The sequence below is a fragment of the Winogradskyella sp. HB-48 genome (assembly GCF_049942685.1).
In the GTDB taxonomy this organism is placed as follows: Bacteria; Bacteroidota; Bacteroidia; order Flavobacteriales; family Flavobacteriaceae; genus Winogradskyella.
This window is the reverse complement of the sequence record NZ_CP187934.1, coordinates 2,131,298-2,147,482: the sequence shown is the minus strand read 5'-3', so window position 1 is coordinate 2,147,482 and position 16,185 is coordinate 2,131,298. Positions and strand designations below refer to the sequence as shown.

General features: G+C 33.4%; 18 protein-coding genes. 14 read left to right on the top strand and 4 right to left on the bottom strand.

The window, feature by feature from the left end:
• Positions 1–148 precede the first annotated feature (148 nt).
• The 3 genes from ACPX19_RS09695 to ACPX19_RS09685 are packed head-to-tail and all read left to right on the top strand — an operon-like array spanning position 149 to position 2,001.
• Positions 149–838 (top strand): lysoplasmalogenase, encoded by a 690-nt coding sequence (locus ACPX19_RS09695; protein ID WP_426429804.1) that lies wholly within the window; start codon positions 149–151, stop codon positions 836–838.
• Between the two features lie 31 nt (positions 839–869).
• A complete protein-coding gene (locus ACPX19_RS09690) occupies positions 870–1,364 on the top strand; it encodes an RNA polymerase sigma factor (protein ID WP_426429803.1) in 495 nt (164 codons plus the stop codon).
• 4 nt (positions 1,365–1,368) lie between these two features.
• Positions 1,369–2,001 (top strand): hypothetical protein, encoded by a 633-nt coding sequence (locus ACPX19_RS09685; RefSeq protein ID WP_426429802.1) that lies wholly within the window; start codon positions 1,369–1,371, stop codon positions 1,999–2,001.
• Between the two features lie 34 nt (positions 2,002–2,035).
• Here the strand turns inward: ACPX19_RS09685 and ACPX19_RS09680 are convergent, their stop codons facing one another.
• Both ACPX19_RS09680 and ACPX19_RS09675 read right to left on the bottom strand, forming a co-directional pair.
• Positions 2,036–2,833, bottom strand: coding sequence for a lysophospholipid acyltransferase family protein (locus tag ACPX19_RS09680; protein ID WP_426429801.1), 798 nt, complete (start codon positions 2,831–2,833; stop codon positions 2,036–2,038).
• Between the two features lie 237 nt (positions 2,834–3,070).
• Entirely contained in the window at positions 3,071–3,712 is a 642-nt protein-coding gene (locus ACPX19_RS09675; protein ID WP_426429800.1) for an NUDIX hydrolase, read from the bottom strand.
• A gap of 2 nt (positions 3,713–3,714) precedes the next feature.
• Between ACPX19_RS09675 and ACPX19_RS09670 the strand changes: the two genes are divergently transcribed.
• From ACPX19_RS09670 to ACPX19_RS09650, 5 genes are all read left to right on the top strand, one after another.
• Entirely contained in the window at positions 3,715–4,422 is a 708-nt protein-coding gene (locus tag ACPX19_RS09670) for a peptidylprolyl isomerase (protein ID WP_426429799.1), read from the top strand.
• Positions 4,423–4,482: 60 nt separating this feature from the next.
• On the top strand, positions 4,483–6,627 hold the full coding sequence (locus ACPX19_RS09665; protein ID WP_426429798.1) for a M3 family metallopeptidase: 2,145 nt from the start codon (positions 4,483–4,485) through the stop codon (positions 6,625–6,627).
• 169 nt (positions 6,628–6,796) lie between these two features.
• The gene (locus ACPX19_RS09660) at positions 6,797–7,456 is read left to right on the top strand and encodes a hypothetical protein (RefSeq protein WP_426429797.1); all 660 of its coding nucleotides are present in this window, start codon (positions 6,797–6,799) and stop codon (positions 7,454–7,456) included.
• A 112-nt stretch (positions 7,457–7,568) separates the two neighbouring features.
• A complete protein-coding gene (locus ACPX19_RS09655; RefSeq protein WP_426429796.1) occupies positions 7,569–8,057 on the top strand; it encodes a hypothetical protein in 489 nt (162 codons plus the stop codon).
• A 61-nt stretch (positions 8,058–8,118) separates the two neighbouring features.
• Positions 8,119–8,382: a hypothetical protein gene (locus tag ACPX19_RS09650; RefSeq protein ID WP_426429795.1), complete on the top strand. Its 264-nt coding sequence runs from the start codon at positions 8,119–8,121 to the stop codon at positions 8,380–8,382.
• Between the two features lie 16 nt (positions 8,383–8,398).
• On the opposite strand, the gene ACPX19_RS09645 is transcribed toward ACPX19_RS09650, so the two are convergent.
• Together ACPX19_RS09645 and ACPX19_RS09640 are read right to left on the bottom strand one after the other, a co-directional pair.
• On the bottom strand, positions 8,399–9,022 hold the full coding sequence (locus ACPX19_RS09645) for a trimeric intracellular cation channel family protein (RefSeq protein WP_426429794.1): 624 nt from the start codon (positions 9,020–9,022) through the stop codon (positions 8,399–8,401).
• On the bottom strand, positions 9,022–9,738 hold the full coding sequence (locus ACPX19_RS09640) for an RDD family protein (protein ID WP_426429793.1): 717 nt from the start codon (positions 9,736–9,738) through the stop codon (positions 9,022–9,024). Before ACPX19_RS09640 ends, ACPX19_RS09645 begins: the two co-directional genes overlap by 1 nt.
• A gap of 35 nt (positions 9,739–9,773) precedes the next feature.
• On the opposite strand from ACPX19_RS09640, the gene ACPX19_RS09635 reads away from it, so the two are divergent.
• Genes ACPX19_RS09635 through ACPX19_RS09610 form a run of 6 tightly spaced genes read left to right on the top strand, consistent with a single transcriptional unit; the run spans position 9,774 to position 15,967 of the window.
• A complete protein-coding gene (locus ACPX19_RS09635) occupies positions 9,774–10,793 on the top strand; it encodes a stage II sporulation protein M (RefSeq protein WP_426429792.1) in 1,020 nt (339 codons plus the stop codon).
• Positions 10,786–11,673, top strand: a complete 888-nt coding sequence (locus ACPX19_RS09630; RefSeq protein ID WP_426429791.1) for a hypothetical protein — start codon at positions 10,786–10,788, stop codon at positions 11,671–11,673. The genes ACPX19_RS09635 and ACPX19_RS09630 overlap by 8 nt, the downstream gene beginning before the upstream one ends.
• Position 11,674: 1 nt before the next feature.
• The gene (locus ACPX19_RS09625; RefSeq protein ID WP_426429790.1) at positions 11,675–12,418 is read left to right on the top strand and encodes a DUF4129 domain-containing protein; all 744 of its coding nucleotides are present in this window, start codon (positions 11,675–11,677) and stop codon (positions 12,416–12,418) included.
• Positions 12,415–13,638 (top strand): DUF4350 domain-containing protein, encoded by a 1,224-nt coding sequence (locus ACPX19_RS09620; RefSeq protein WP_426429789.1) that lies wholly within the window; start codon positions 12,415–12,417, stop codon positions 13,636–13,638. Before ACPX19_RS09625 ends, ACPX19_RS09620 begins: the two co-directional genes overlap by 4 nt.
• Positions 13,620–14,615, top strand: coding sequence for an AAA family ATPase (locus ACPX19_RS09615; RefSeq protein WP_426429788.1), 996 nt, complete (start codon positions 13,620–13,622; stop codon positions 14,613–14,615). Before ACPX19_RS09620 ends, ACPX19_RS09615 begins: the two co-directional genes overlap by 19 nt.
• A gap of 20 nt (positions 14,616–14,635) precedes the next feature.
• Positions 14,636–15,967 (top strand): DUF58 domain-containing protein, encoded by a 1,332-nt coding sequence (locus ACPX19_RS09610; protein WP_426429787.1) that lies wholly within the window; start codon positions 14,636–14,638, stop codon positions 15,965–15,967.
• The last annotated feature ends 218 nt before the right edge of the window (positions 15,968–16,185 follow it).

The following is a 16,185-nucleotide window of genomic DNA, read 5'->3' as shown; positions in this document are numbered from 1 at the left end:
GATTTGTTCTTTTGCTTCTCCGACGAAACTTTTAGTGAAGTCGGATTGATGAGACAAACTTCAATCGTTATAACCTATAAACAAACTCTATTTTACCGAACTGTATTTTTTGAATGATGAATTGAATATTTTTAATTAATTTCAAATCATGGAACTAACCAACACCGAAAAACAATTCAGTATTTTATTTTTTGTAATTGTACTTTTTGAGATCATTACAGGAAGTACACAAACATTACAGATAGCACATTATATAGCCAAACCTGCTATAGTTATGAGTTTGATGTTTTTATTTATCAAAACATCTGGAGGAATATCAAAATCCATCAAACGGATTACAATTCTCGCTTTAGGATTTTCGGTTTTGGGAGATATTCTATTGATGTTCGTAAATCAATCACCTCACTTTTTTACTCTTGGGCTGGTTGCTTTTTTGTTGGCGCACGTAATGTACATTTTGGTGTTTTTAAAGCACAGAAACAAACACAAGTCTATCATTGGTTTTGTGATACTACTATTGTTATATGCTTCAGGTTTATTTTATTTACTAAAAGATAGCTTGGGTGATATGCTTATTCCTGTAATAGTATATATGATTGTAATCTTAAGTATGGCAACCACCGCTTTTATGCGAAAAGGCATCATAAACACTAATAGTTACAACTTGGTTTTCATTGGTGCAATTTTCTTTATGATATCCGATAGTATTTTGGCAGTTAACAAATTTTACCAACCAATTGCTCTATCTAACATCAGTATTATGCTAACGTATGCTTTAGCACAATTTTTAATTGTTTTAGGAATTTTAAAAAATACTGTAACAAACTCAAAGGTGTAACTACTTATAGTTAACTAACCAAATAAAGTAATTGAACAAAGAACTTGAACATAGTTTTGTAGAGCAGTTGCAAGAGCATCAAAACATTGTACATAAGGTATGCAGATTGTATACCAACAATGCCGATGCGCATAACGATTTGTTTCAGGAAATAACAATACAACTGTGGAAAGCCTATCCTAAGTTTCGAGGTGATTCTAAATTTAGTACATGGATGTATCGTGTAGGTTTAAATACTGCTATTACGCTTTACAGAAAATCTAAACGAAGAATCAATACGCAAGAGTTTGATAGTGTTCAATTTAAAATAAAAGCTGAAGAATACGATGATACTGAAGAGCAACAATTAAAGTTGCTTTACAATGCCGTACATCAGTTAAACGACATTGAAAAAGCCTTGGTCTTCTTGTATTTAGAAGATAAGGACTATAAAGAGATTAGTGAGACATTAGGTATTACCGAAGTTAATGCACGCGTTAAAATGAACCGTGTAAAAACGAAATTAAAAACCATATTAAATCCGTAAAATTATGGATGAATTAGAATTATTAAAGAAAGATTGGAACAAAGGGACAGACGAGTACAAAAACTATTCAGATTCTGATATTTATCCAATGTTGCATAAAAAATCATCATCTATTGTAAAAACCTTATTTTACATTAGTGTTGCAGAGCTGGTATTTTGGGTGCTTGTTAGCTATGTTCCCTATTTCTTTTCTGATAAAATGCGAGCTCGTTTAGAAACCAGCTACGAAAATCCTCTTTTTACAGGATTAACAATTTTAGGTTTTGCAGTAATTGGTTTGTTTGTATACCTACTTTACAAATCCTATAAGTCTATATCCTCTACAGATAATGCTAAAAAGTTGATGGAAAGCATTCTAAAAACAAGAAAAGTAATTAAGTACTATGTGCTTTATAATCTTATAATGATTTTTATTTCCATACCGCTTTCTCTCTACTTCGAATTCAATCAAAATATCGAATTCCATGACCAAGTTGCGGCTTTTGATACAACTCAAATGACTGTTTTAGTCGTAATAACATTATTAGTAACAGCAATATTCTTAGGAGTTATTTGGCTATTTTATAGACTTCTGTATGGTATTCTATTAAAACGCCTTAATAGGAATTACAATGAACTAAAAAAGCTTGAAGTATAATTTTTTGACTTATAGTTTCAGTTCAAGTTGTAGCTCACCAATCTCGCAATTTGTTTAAGCGCTCTTTTTCTTCTAACTCTTCTTGTGGAATAACTTTAAGGAATGATGGATGTTGCTCAATAGCATACTCAATCTTTTCAACAATTTCAGCAATGGTTTCATTCTCGTAATCAATCTCAAGAGGTTGTTTTATCTCAAAGGTTTGATAGATATTTTTCTTCTTTATACGTAATCCTTTCTTATCAAAAGAACGTCTAAAACCATCAATAACGATAGGAACTACCAAAGGTTTATATGTTTTTATAATATGAGCAGTCCCTTTTCTAATAGGCTTAAAAGGCGTTGTAGTACCCTGTGGAAAGGTAACCACCCAACCATCGTCAAGTGCTTTTTTTATCGCAGTAATATCGCTCATTTTTACCTGGCGATTAACATCCTTACCCTCAGAACGCCAAGTACGTTCAATACTAATAGAGCCTGTATATGCAAAAATCTTTGGTATTAAGCCCGATTTCATGGTTTCCTTAGCCGCTACATAGTACATGTTCAACTTAGGATTCCATAAATAACCAACGTTTTTTATATTGTCTAATCGTCCGCTAAGACTGGCATTAAACACATGAAACATAGCAATAACATCCGCAAAGTATGTTTGGTGATTAGAAATAAAAAGCACATTGGTATCTGGCAAGTTCTTTATGATTTCAGAACCTTCTATCTGTAATTCGTTAAAGCCTCTAAAACGTCTATGTGTTAAAAGACCTAAAATTCTGATTAACCATTTTTTTACCCAAAGTATATGCCCAAAAGGATTTTTTTTGAATAATCCCATTATAAAATTTTATTTATTAATTAGACTTTAATAAAATTCGTCATTTCGAGTGTGTTTTGCGATTGAACATGAGCAAAATATGTATCGAGAAAAAGAATTTTAACTAATTAGTTCTCGATACAATTTTGTTTCCTATCTATATTGAAAACAAAACCACTCGAACTGACATTAAAAAAGTATTTGATTAAAGCATCCTAATGTTGTATACGTTAATGCAAAAATAACAAATAAGACAAGTTATAAAACCTGTTTTAACAAGTCTTTTATTTCACCAAGCATCATTGCTGTTGCTCCCCAAACAATATGACCATTCAATTTAAAGGCAGGCACGTCTACTCTAACATTAAAAGACGTAGGTACATTTGTAGTAATGATATTACGTTCATCCAAAAAATCTTGAATATGAACTTCTAAAATATCCTCCACCTCATCATCTTGCTTGATAAAGTTTGGTGTGGTATCCAAAAGCCCCAAATAAGGATGTACCATAAAATTACTTGGTGGAATGTACAATGGCGAAATGGTCTTAATCACATTCACCTTATTCATTGGTACGCCAACCTCTTCTTCTGTTTCTCTCAATGCCGTAATCATAAGGTTATCATCTACTTCTTCATACTTACCACCAGGAAAACCTACTTGGTTAGAATGCACGCCTTTGTAGGTCTTTCTTAAAATTAGAACTAAATGCGTTTCCGCTTTTTGGTTAGGGTAAAACAATGCCATTACACCAGCAGTTTTAGCAGTTTTAGCTTTCTCTTTCATACGTTCTGCTAATTCCAATCGGTAAGGTGGAGACATTTTGGCATGCGATTGTTCGCCAAAAAGCTCTAGATGTTTTATTTTTACTACAGATTCAGAAAACGTATTAAAGTGCATTTATGAGATTCCTGTTAATGTTTTTTATCATTCTTTTTTTATGGAACTGTGAAGATAAACAAACTTCAAAAAATTCTAATACTACGATTGTAAAAGATACGGTAACTACCAAAGTTAAAACAGAACCAAAAAAGAAAACAAAGAAGACATCAGAATTCCCTATTCTTACGGATGACAATGCCATGGAGTTCTTCTTAGAATACGACAAAGAACATAAAGAAAATAAAGTAAGAGTCACCACCGATTTTGGTACTTTTGATATACTGCTTTACGATAAGACCAAATTTCATCGTGCCAATTTTATCTACCTTACCAAACGCAAGTACTTTGATGGCACACAGTTTTACAGAGTAATTAAAAACTTTGTGGTGCAAGGTGGCAGCAGTGATGCTTTGGATTTGTACACAAAACGACGAAAAATAGGACATTACCTTTTGCCACCAGATACCAAACGTGGTTATACACATCAACGTGGTTCTGTCTCAATGCCGAGTAGCGAAATTGAAAACGCTTACAAACTCGCCTCACCTTTTCAGTTTTTTATTGTGATGAATAGAGAACGAGCTAAACACTTGGATGGTGATTATACTGTTTTTGGTGAAGTCATCAGAGGTATGGATGTGGTAGATAAAATCAACGCTGTAAAAACCGATGAAGGTGATTGGCCGCTTAATAATGTTTACATCAGAACAATAGAAATTATAAAATAATTAAGAATCCTACCTCTCTAATTTTTCTATATTGTTTCTCTAAAATTAAATTGACTAACTATGATTTCTAAAGCATTTAAAGCTACTGCTTTATGTAGCATTATCCTATTTGCAAGTTGTAAAGAAGAACAAAAAACCGAAAACCAACCCATGACCGAAAATATCCTACTACAAGAGTGGACAGGTCCTTACCAAGGTGTTCCTGCTTTTGACAAAATGAATGTTGCTGATGTAAAAGAAGCTGTTGAAAAAGGCATGGAATTACAATTACAAGAGATTGATGCTATTGCCAATAACGATGAAGCACCAACTTTTAAAAATACTATTGTTGCCATGGAAAGTGCTGGCAAAACCTTAGACCGTGTTTTTGCTTATTACGGTATTTTATCTAGTAATATGTCTTCTCCAGAATTTAGAGAAGTACAAGCAGAATTGGCTCCGAAACTTTCTGAGTTCCGCTCTAAGATTTCTCAAAATGAAAAATTATTTCAACGTATTAAAACCGTTTATGAAGCTTCACAAAAAAATCCTCTTGAGCCACAAGAGCAGCGTGTTGTAGACCTAACCTATAAACAGTTTGAAATGAATGGTGCCAACCTTGATGCTGAAAAGAAAAAGCGTTATGCAGAAATCAACAAAGAACTTTCAACATTATACACTCAATTTTCAAACAATGTGTTGCACGATGAGGAAAACTATGTTACTTATCTAAGCAAAGATCAACTTAGCGGTTTGTCTGATGGTTTTATAAAATCGGCTGCAAAAATAGCTTCAGACAAAGGCAAAGAAGGCATGTATGCTATTACCAATACACGCTCTTCTATGGATCCGTTCCTTACCTACTCTACTGAGCGCGAATTACGTAAGCAGGTTTGGGAAAACTACTACTCTAGAGGAGATAATGGAGACGAGTACGACAACAACCAAATTATTGCCGAAATTTTAAAATTGCGTAAAGAACGTGTCGGACTTTTGGGTTACGATAATTACGCTGAGTGGAGACTCCATGACCGAATGGCAAAAAATCCTGAAAATGCTATGGATTTAATGCTAAAAGTTTGGCCTGCGGCAACCGCAAGGGTAAAAGAAGAAGTTGCAGATATGCAAGCTGTAGCCAATGAGCTTGGTGATAATATTACGATAGAGCCTTGGGATTACCGCTACTATGCCGAAAAAGTGCGCAAAAAGAAATACGATTTAGATAGTGATGAAGTAAAGCAATACCTTCAGCTAGATAAGTTAACCGAAGCGATGTTCTTTGTGGCTGGAGAAATTTTCAATTACAAATTCACACCAGTTGAAAAAGGCTCGGTTCCTGTATTTCATGAGGATGTAAAGGTTTGGGAAGTTACAGATAAAGACTCAGGAAAACACATTGGACTTTGGTACTTAGACCCTTATGCTCGCGAAGGCAAGCGTTCTGGTGCTTGGGCCACAACCTACAGAAGCTCTACCACTTTTGAAGGGCCAACTAATGTATTAGCATCTAACAACTCTAACTTTGTAAAACCAGCACCAGGCGAAGCAGTTTTAGTATCTTGGGATGATGCCACAACATTTTTCCATGAGTTTGGGCATGCTTTGCACTTTTTTGCGGCAGACGTAAAATATCCGACTTTACAAGGAGGCGTTAGAGATTATACCGAGTTTCAATCGCAATTGTTAGAGCGTTGGTTATCTACCGACAAGGTTATCAATCAGTTTTTGGTACACCATGAAACTGGTAAACCAATTCCTGCGGAACTGGTTGAAAAAATCAAAAAAGCGGCAACCTTCAATCAAGGATTTGGTACAACAGAATATTTAGCTTCTGCTTTAATTGATATGAAATTGCACTTAGCAGACCCAACTAATATAGACATAGATAAATTTGAACGCGAAACCTTAGATGAGTTAGGCATGCCAAAAGAATTACCAATGCGCCATAGAACACCTCATTTTGGACATGTATTCTCTGGTGAAGGCTATGCCACAGCCTACTATGGGTATATGTGGGCAGATGTATTAACGAGTGATGCTTCAGAAGCGTTTAAAGAAGCACCAGATGGTTTTTACGATAAAGCTGTTGCAGAGAAGTTAGTGACCTATTTATTTGCACCACGCAACGCCATGGACCCAGCAGAAGCGTACCGATTATTTAGAGGGCGTGATGCCAAGATTGAAGCCTTAATGCGTGATAGAGGATTTCCAGTTTCTAAGAATTAGGGCATCTATATAAACTAAAAAGCCATCATAAATTGTGATGGCTTTTTTATTTATAGTTATTGACAAGAAGTACTATTATTTTTTTTAAATTGTTGACTATAAGCATATAAATTGGATATACGTAATACGTATATCCAATTGTTGGCAACAAGCTAAAAAATAAAGATATATGAAATTCAATTTAAAAAGAAGAAAACAGTTACTTAATCTCACAGTCATTTTAACCATCACTGTTTGTCTTTTAAGTGTTTCATGTAAGGAAACAACCGACTCTTCAAAAAGTACAGAAAGTGAATTGATAGTAAAAATCAATGCCGTTCAAGAGCAGATAATGGCACAAGGAAACATGTCTAAAGAAGAGGAAGAGGCAATGTTAAGTTTATGTAGCATTATATCGCATGATGACGGTTTAGCAACTTACACTACTGACAATAGTATGATATTAAAAGACGTTGAAATGGTACCCGTTTATGAGGGTTGTGAAGAACTTTCCAAAGAGGAAACAAAAGAATGTTTTGACAATAAAGTAACTGCATTTATAAAGCGTGAGTTTAACTTGGATTTATCTAAAGAGCTAAATCTTTCAGAACCAAAGCAGGTTGAAGCTTTTTTTATAATTGATGAAAATGGAAATCTAACCGGTATGAAAGTTCGAGACTCTGAGGTAAATATTCAGGCAGAAATATTAAGAGTACTTAGAAAGATGCCTGTGATGAAACCTGCTATTCACAATGGGAAAAATGTTTCAGTATTATGTTCTATGATTGTAAAATATGGAAATTATGTTGATATAGATATTGTTTACATTCCTGAAAGACCAGATAATTAAAAGCCTAAATATTAATTGTGGTGGCTTTTTTTATTTATAGTTATTGATAAGAACTACTATTATTTTTTAAATTGTTTGACTATAAACATATAAGTTGGTACATATTTGATAAATGACTAAAAACGAAATCCAGACATTTGCTAAAAACTATTCTGACAAAGATTTTGACAGAATAAAATTTGACTGGAATGGAAAACACGGAGACGAGTTCGAGGACAAAAACCATGACTTTCGAATGCAACTTTGTGAAACAATAAAAGATGACTTATCATATTCGACTGAAAAGCTGATTCTCGACTTGTATCTTGAATTATCTAAATGTGCAAAAGAGACATTTGGGGTATATAACAGCTATCATCTTTTCGCAAATGAACTATTGGAAAGAACTGGAACAAAATATTTTGACCAATATATTGAAGGAGCATCTAAAAGTATGGACACTGGACTTTCAAGCGGACGACTGAATTTAAGCAAAGAAAGAGTATTTGAAATCCTGAACCATATAAAGTCTAAAATTGCTAACTCAGAGAACGAAAATGAAATTGGTGGATACAATTATATGCGAAAAAGATTTGAGTGGCTATCTGAAAAAGAAGTTTAAAAGAAATAACATTAAAACCAAAATAAAAACTTAGGATGGCTATAAGTAATATTACCAATCAATGGATAAGAAAATAATAGAGTTGATAAATAATGAGTTTAAACCTGAATTTAGAGAATCTGTAACCAAAGAATTACTATCTATTGAACCAAAACATGTAATGGCTGAATCGGAATTCAATCTATATAACACAAGAATGTCTATTTTGTATTTGTCCAAAGGAAACATAAAAGAAGTCATCGAATTAACTAAATGTGCAAAAATCGATTTTCGTGATGTGATATACTGGGCCAACCTAGAAAAGAAAAAGAATAAAACTATTTAGAAAGCTAACAGACCAACTACCATTCCTCCTCTTCTTCTGCCTTATACAAACTCGGTAAACTGATTTTGAAGCGTACTGCAATCAATCTAATAATGATGACCACCAAACCTGCTATGATGAAAAGGTAGTTCTCATCTTCTAAAAATTGCCTAAGCGCAAAATAGGTTAAACCACCAACAATACAAGCTGTAGCGTAAATCTCTTTTCTAAAAATTACGGGAATTTCATTACACAAAATATCTCTAGTTACACCACCAAAACATGCAGTCATTGTACCAAGTGCAATACAGATTAAAGGATGTAATCCTGCAACTAAACCCGTTTCTATACCTACAACTGTGTACAGACCAATACCAATAGTATCAAACAAAAACAAGGAACGTCTCAGATGTTTTAGGTAATTTCTAAAAACTACTGCAAAAATTGTTGAGGCAATGATTACATAGACAAAGGTCATGTTTCGCATCCAGGATACAGGCTCTACTCCTACCATGATGTCTCGTAGTGTTCCGCCACCAACCGCAGTAACAAAAGCAATAATTAAAACACCAAAGGGATCCATGCGTTTGTTCATGGCTACAAGTACACCAGAAATAGCAAAAGAAATGGTTCCTAATATGTCTAAGGTTTGAAAAAACATTACATGTTTTGGGTGTAGTAATTGTAGTCTTTTATCACAGTTGCTACAAAATCTATTGGCTTTTCTTTTGGCTCTACTGCCATTACCTTTGCCAATCTATGATACAGGTTCAAAATAATATTGTGATTTCCTTTTAAAACCGCCTCGTCATAAAGGTTTTTTACTTTTTGTATGTCATTGTCATTTAAAACCGTTACTTGACTATAAGTAGGTATATAATCTAAAGGAACCTCTTTGAGAATTGTATCATTAATACTTACTTTTTGTCGTTCGCTGATTACTGTAGTTCCTGCTGCAATGTCACCTATACGTTGTCCATTTCCTTTAATCAGTATGGTTAAAGCTGCTCCACCTCCAAAAGTAATCACCACATCCACTATTCGCAAAATCCATCGTACAAAATAATTAGCAAAACTTGGCTTAGAGCCATCGAGTTTAACCACCCTAGTTTTCACTATACTCTTGCCAATAGTTTTACCATCCCAAAACGTTTCTAATAAAACATAATATAAAAACGCAGGAAGATTAACCAAAAGATAAATAGCCCAAACATCGCGCATCTCTAAATCCATGGCTCCCAAAAGCAATATGGTAGCGATAAAGTAACAAAAAATGACAACACTATCGATAAGGTACGCTAACAGGCGATCTCCAATACTAGCAACATTTTGGTTTATCCCTACATTTTGAGCGGTTTCTATTTGAAATTCATCCATATTTTCTTTTCTTTGAGAAACTAAAGGTATAGTTTATGCGCGAGGCTGCTTTTGTGAAGCAAAATAAAGATAAATGGCTAGAATTTGAAAGTATTCTTAAAAATAAAACCGACATTGATCCCGACCAGCTTTCGGACCTCTACATTGAAGTTACAGATCATTTAAGCTATGCAAAAACATTCTACACAAACAGCAATACAGAACGGTATTTAAACCAATTAGCCTCTAAAGCGCATCAGCATATTTACAAGACCAAAAAAGAGCCAAAAAATAGACTAATCTCTTTTTTTACGACTGAATTTCCTTCGATGTTTTACCAGCATCAGCGCGAATTATTAATTACCTTTTTAGTCTTTGCGTTTTTTGCTTTTGTTGGTGCATACTCTACCGCAGGGGATGGAGATTTTGTAAGGGCTTTTGGTCTAAGTGATGGCTATGTAAACATGACCTTAGAAAACATAGAAAAAGGTGATCCTATGGCTGTTTACAAAGAACAAGGTGAATTTAATATGTTCCTTGGTATTACTATAAACAACATTAAAGTAGCACTTTTTGCTTTTGGTTATGGCATTTTGTTTGGTGTAGGCAGTCTTTACTTTATGATGCGCAATGCAATTATGCTTGGTAGTTTTCAGTACTTTTTTTATCAGCAAGGATTACTCTGGGAATCAGCCCGAACTATCTGGATACACGGCACAATAGAGATTTCTGTAATTATTGTAGCAGGCTGTGCAGGTTTAGTTATGGGCAATAGTCTACTTTTTACTGGCACTTACCCTCGCTTGCAAGCATTTAAAAAAGGAGTTATTAATGGACTTAAAATACTTATGAGTACAATACCTTTTTTTATAATTGCAGGTTTTTTAGAAGGTTTTGTAACCAGACATACCGAAATGCCAGATTGGTTAGCCATATTTATCATAAGTGGCTCCCTCACGCTTATTTTATATTATTACGTGTTTTACCCAATACAATTACATAAGAAAAAAATGAAGGCTTTAATGCCAGAAGAATTAATAGACCTTAACAACCAACAATCTACTAATTATGAATAGACGTTATATAGAATTTAGAAAAAACAGTGACTTTAGTGGTATCCTTACGGACACCTTTGGCTTTATACGAAACGAGTTTAAACCTTTTATGAAAGCTATTTTTAATGTTGCTGGCCCTGCAATTTTAATTTTTATGTTATCGTTAGCGGTTTATAATTATGTGGTTGGTGATATATTTGATTTTAATAGATATGGCAATGCTAGCTTTAATGGTGGGAATATCATAATAACACTTTTTGCAATGCTGCTTTATATCATTTCTGCAATAGCCGCTTATATACTTACAGCATCAACAGTTTTATTTTACATAAAATCTTATTTAGATAATAAAGGTGTTACTGATTTATTTGAAATAAAAAGAAATGTTCATAAGTCATTTTGGTCTTTCTTTGGGCTAAGCTTTCTCAAGGGCTTAACACTACTTGTGGCCACATTGCTTTGCTTTTTGCCTGTATTATATGCCATGATTCCTATGGCAGTAGTTTTTAGTATTTATGTTTTTGAACCGAAACAATCAACTACAGATGCCTACAGCCATAGTTTTAAGTTAGTCAATGCAGATTTCTGGACGGCATTTGGAAGTTTTATTGTACTTGGTATTATTTATTACATAACCAGCTTTGTATTGGCATTACCAAGTGCTATCTACACAATGATTGGAACTGGTATATTTTCTGGTGAAATAGATACTGAAAATATGAATAACCTTTATCAAGATCCTGTTCTCATTTTCTTAAACGTTCTAAATAACTTCTTCCAATTTATACTAAATGTAATCTTAGTGGTAGGTGGTGCCACTATTTATTTTCATCTCCATGAAAAAACAAGTTTTACCGGAACTTATGAACGCATAAGTGAAATTGGTAAAATTGAAGAGTAATATGAAAATCGGCAAGTTTCTAATGGTGTTTGTATTGTTGTTTTGCCATGTTTCCTTGGCTCAGCAAGATACTGACAATACTCCTGTAATTTTAGATAACTCGCCTATAAATAAACAAACAATTACAGAAGAAGATCTAGAATCTTACAAATCGGACGATGATTTTAATTACATAGAAGTTGAACCTGAAGAATCTATTCTAGATAAAATTTACCGTTGGTTTCAGAATTTGCTCAGAAAATTTTGGGAAGCCATATTTGGTGTTGGCACAGCTAATGGTTTTCTATTTTTTGTTTTTAGAGTTTTGCCCTATATACTTTTGGGGTTATTAATCTTTTTGCTATTACGCTTTTTTCTTAAGGTTAACTCTAATAATATACTTGCAAAGTCTAAAGAAAAGGGAAGCGTAGCTATTACAGAGGAAGAACAAATTATTAAAAATGAAGATATTCCTTCACTAATTAAAGAAGCTATACAGCAAAAAAATTACAGACTTGCAATTAGGTACTATTATTTGTTGACTTTAAAATACCTAACAGAAAACGAAACCATAGCTTGGCAACCACAAAAAACTAACGAGGACTATATTAATGAAATCGACATGTCTCATTTAAAAGATGGCTTTAGGCATATTACAAGAATTTATGATTATGTATGGTATGGCGAGTTTAGTGTAGATGCCTTAAAATTTGAAACCCTAAAACAACCCTTCGAAAATTTAAACAAAACCATTACCAACCGTTGAGTAAAAGAGGTAAATTATATATAACCCTTATTGCAATAACAGTACTAACAATTATTGCTTTGGAAATGACCAAACCAAAACAAATTAATTGGTTTGAGTCCTATGCTCTTCATCATAAAATACCTTTTGGCTCATTTGTTTTTAAAGAACAACTTCAACGCGTTTCAAAAAAAGTCAAACTAGTTGAAAGACCACCTTTTGAGTATCTAAAAAGCAACAGTGCAAATGGCACATACATATTCTACAATGATGTCATTAACTTTGGTAGAGAAGAACTAAACTCACTGTTAGATTGGGTAGATAAAGGAAACACTTTATTGGTATCAGCAAGAGATTTTGAGCCAATGTTGCTAGACACCTTACATCTTAAGACATTATCCGTAAATACCATAGGTAATTTTAACAATGAATATAAGGTACAACTTGTTAATCCACGATTAGATAATAATTCATTTAAATACGATAAACCAACCACTTTTTATCATTTTAATAAAATTGACACTTTAAAAACCAACGTAGTAGGTTTCATCGATGCTTATAGAAATCCTCAAGAAGAAGCAATAAAAGATTCTTTGGTAAATATTATAAAACAACCGTTTGGAGATGGTACCATAATTTTAAGCACCTTTCCGCAAGCATTTACCAATTATTTTATATTAAAAACTCCAAATCACAACTACACTGCTAGCTTACTATCCTATATTAATACAGACGAACCTATTTTTGTTGATACTTATTATAAGAGCGGTAAAAAGTTTTATACCTCACCTATGTATTTGTTTTTAAACAACAGAGCTTTAAAATGGGCTTATTATATAGTACTCATATGTGTTTTAATCTATATAGTTTTTGAAGGCAAACGAAAACAACGTGCCATTCCTATTATAACTCCTTTAAAAAATCATACGGTTTCTTTTACCAGAACTATTGCCAATATGTATTACGAAAAAGGCAAGAATAAAGATATAGCCAAACATAAAATTCAGCATTTTTTAGAGTACATCAGAAATACAATGTACTTGCAAACCGCTACCATAGATGCAGAGTTTATAAAAAACTTAGCTGCAAGAAGCAATAATACTCTAGAAGATACAGAAACCGTATTCAATTTTATTTCCAATATTGAAAAACAAACAACCGTAAACAATATAGAATTAGAACGGTTAAACACCTTAATAGACAATTTTAAATCTCATAACCAATGGAAAACGAAGCCATAAACGACGACTTAAATTTTAATGACAGAATACAATTAGAGGGTTTAAGAAATGCTGTAGAAGACATAAAGAAAGAATTGCGCAAGGTTATCATTGGTCAGGATAATTTTGTAGAGCTACTCATTGTGGCACTCTTAGCAGATGGCCATGTATTAATAGAAGGTGTGCCTGGTATTGCTAAAACGGTAACTGCAAAGCTCTTTGCAAAAGTTTTAAAAACCGACTTTAGCCGTATACAGTTTACTCCAGACTTGATGCCTAGCGATGTGCTTGGCACATCTGTATTAAACATGAAAACTTCTGAGTTTGAATTTAAACAAGGTCCTATTTTTTCAAATATTGTTTTAATAGACGAAATTAACAGAGCGCCAGCAAAAACCCAAGCTGCACTTTTTGAAACTATGGAAGAGCGTCAAGCCACTATAGATGGCAAAACATACAAGTTCAACAACCCTTTTATGGTTTTAGCGACACAAAATCCTATTGAGCAAGAAGGCACCTATGCGCTACCTGAAGCTCAGTTAGACCGTTTTATCTTTAAAATAAAAGTGAATTATCCTTCTTTAGAGGACGAAATTAAAATCATTGCATCACATCACCAGCGCAAAGGTGAAGCGCCTCAGGCTTCTATAGATCCTATTTTAGACACTAAATCTTTAGAAGACTATAAAACAAAAACTCAAGCTGTAGTCGTTGAAGAAAAAATTATAAAATATATAGCTGAGATTGTTTCCAAAACCCGTAATCATCCGCACTTATATTTGGGTGGGTCGCCTAGAGCCTCCATTGCAATTTTAAACACATCAAAAGCTTTTGCGGCTATTAGTGGTAGAGATTTTGTAATTCCTGAGGATATTAAAAAATCATTAAACCCAGTACTTAACCATCGTGTAATCTTAACACCAGAACGCGAAATGGAAGGTATGACTACAGAAAATGTGATAGAAATGATAGTACAGTCTGTCGAGGTTCCTAGATAACAAGTAGCTACAGTAAAATAATGAAGTTTATAAAATCTTTATACATACACAAACAATTCTATGCTTATATGGCGTTGGCTGCTGTATGTTTTTTACTCTCTTATTGGTTTTCTTCGTTATATGCAACAGCATGGATTATAGTTACTGTTGTTATGGTTCTACTTTTAGTGGATTTATTGATTTTGTACGGCCCTAAAAATGCTATGAACGCAAGAAGAATTTTGCCAGACAAATTTTCTAACAGCGACCAGAATCCTGTTCCTATAACTATTGAAAACAAATACAATTACAAAGTGTATTTAGATATTATAGATGAATTACCTATTCAATTTCAAAAACGCGATTTTGCTCATAATAGCAGTATAAACCCAAAAAGCGCCTATAATTTTGAGTATTTGGTAAGACCAGTAGAACGTGGTGAATATTATTTCGGTCATCTCAATGTTTTTACATCTTCAATTTTAAAAATCATAAAACGCAGATACCAATTTCAAAATGAGCAGATGGTAATGGTATATCCTTCCATAATGCAAATGCAGAAATATGATTTTCTGGCCATAAGCAACTCGCTTACACAATTAGGCTTAAAAAAAATAAGACGTATTGGCCACACCTCTGAGTTTGAACAAATAAAAGAGTATGTTCGGGGCGATGACTTTAGAACCGTAAACTGGAAAGCTACTGCCAAACATGCAGAGCTTATGGTTAACCAATATCAAGATGAGAAATCCCAACCTATATATTCCATAATAGATACAGGTAGAGTAATGAAAATGCCTTTTGACGGTTTAAAACTTTTAGATTATGCCATAAACTCTGCTTTAGCTTTTAGTAATGTTGCACTAAAAAAACACGATAAAGTTGGGCTATTATCATTTTCAAAAAAAATTGAGACCTTTCTACCTGCAGTACACAAACTAACTTATCTCAACCGAATTTTAGAAGCACTTTACAACATAGATACGCAATTTAATGATAGTGATTTTGGGCTATTATACGCTGATTTAAAACGAAAAGCAACCCATCGAAGTCTTGTATTGCTCTATACAAATTTTGAACATATAAGTGCCCTAAAAAGACAGATGCCCTACCTACAAGCCATTTCAAAAAAGCATATGCTCGTTGTAGTGCTATTTAAAAATACCGAGTTGGATACAATAATTAATGAAAATGCGGAAGATATTCAATCTATATTTCATAAAACTATTGCAGAAAAGTTTGCCTTTGAAAAACGCCTTATGGTTAAGGAACTCCAAAAACATGGTATACAAACCATATTAACATCTCCCCAAAACTTAACCATTAACACCATCAACAAGTACTTAGAGATTAAAGCCAGAGGACTTTTGTGATTAGTAATTAGTGATTAGTGATTAGTGATTAGTGATTAGTGATTAGTGAAGCTAACAATCGAAAAAGCTTATGTAAAAACCAATCCCATAAACTTTTCAATAATTAAACAAATAAACCAACAAGCATCTCAAGAACTAAACGGTTAAACGCATAAACAATTAAAAAAAACAATCCATCCTCTTAAAATTACAGTTCGGTAATTACAATTATTCTATAT

What these genes read in the sequence shown, in the direction of transcription:
- ACPX19_RS09655 (WP_426429796.1), top strand. Translation starts at nt 7,569, where the DNA reads ATGACTAAAAACGAAATCCAGACATTTGCTAAAAACTATTCTGACAAA.
- ACPX19_RS09695 (WP_426429804.1), top strand. Translation starts at nt 149, where the DNA reads ATGGAACTAACCAACACCGAAAAACAATTCAGTATTTTATTTTTTGTA.
- ACPX19_RS09625 (WP_426429790.1), top strand. Translation starts at nt 11,675, where the DNA reads ATGAAAATCGGCAAGTTTCTAATGGTGTTTGTATTGTTGTTTTGCCAT.
- ACPX19_RS09675 (WP_426429800.1), bottom strand. Translation starts at nt 3,712, where the DNA reads ATGCACTTTAATACGTTTTCTGAATCTGTAGTAAAAATAAAACATCTA.
- ACPX19_RS09640 (WP_426429793.1), bottom strand. Translation starts at nt 9,738, where the DNA reads ATGGATGAATTTCAAATAGAAACCGCTCAAAATGTAGGGATAAACCAA.
- ACPX19_RS09670 (WP_426429799.1), top strand. Translation starts at nt 3,715, where the DNA reads ATGAGATTCCTGTTAATGTTTTTTATCATTCTTTTTTTATGGAACTGT.
- ACPX19_RS09635 (WP_426429792.1), top strand. Translation starts at nt 9,774, where the DNA reads ATGCGCGAGGCTGCTTTTGTGAAGCAAAATAAAGATAAATGGCTAGAA.
- ACPX19_RS09615 (WP_426429788.1), top strand. Translation starts at nt 13,620, where the DNA reads ATGGAAAACGAAGCCATAAACGACGACTTAAATTTTAATGACAGAATA.
- ACPX19_RS09650 (WP_426429795.1), top strand. Translation starts at nt 8,119, where the DNA reads ATGGATAAGAAAATAATAGAGTTGATAAATAATGAGTTTAAACCTGAA.
- ACPX19_RS09630 (WP_426429791.1), top strand. Translation starts at nt 10,786, where the DNA reads ATGAATAGACGTTATATAGAATTTAGAAAAAACAGTGACTTTAGTGGT.
- ACPX19_RS09660 (WP_426429797.1), top strand. Translation starts at nt 6,797, where the DNA reads ATGAAATTCAATTTAAAAAGAAGAAAACAGTTACTTAATCTCACAGTC.
- ACPX19_RS09610 (WP_426429787.1), top strand. Translation starts at nt 14,636, where the DNA reads ATGAAGTTTATAAAATCTTTATACATACACAAACAATTCTATGCTTAT.
- ACPX19_RS09685 (WP_426429802.1), top strand. Translation starts at nt 1,369, where the DNA reads ATGGATGAATTAGAATTATTAAAGAAAGATTGGAACAAAGGGACAGAC.
- ACPX19_RS09665 (WP_426429798.1), top strand. Translation starts at nt 4,483, where the DNA reads ATGATTTCTAAAGCATTTAAAGCTACTGCTTTATGTAGCATTATCCTA.
- ACPX19_RS09680 (WP_426429801.1), bottom strand. Translation starts at nt 2,833, where the DNA reads ATGGGATTATTCAAAAAAAATCCTTTTGGGCATATACTTTGGGTAAAA.
- ACPX19_RS09645 (WP_426429794.1), bottom strand. Translation starts at nt 9,022, where the DNA reads ATGTTTTTTCAAACCTTAGACATATTAGGAACCATTTCTTTTGCTATT.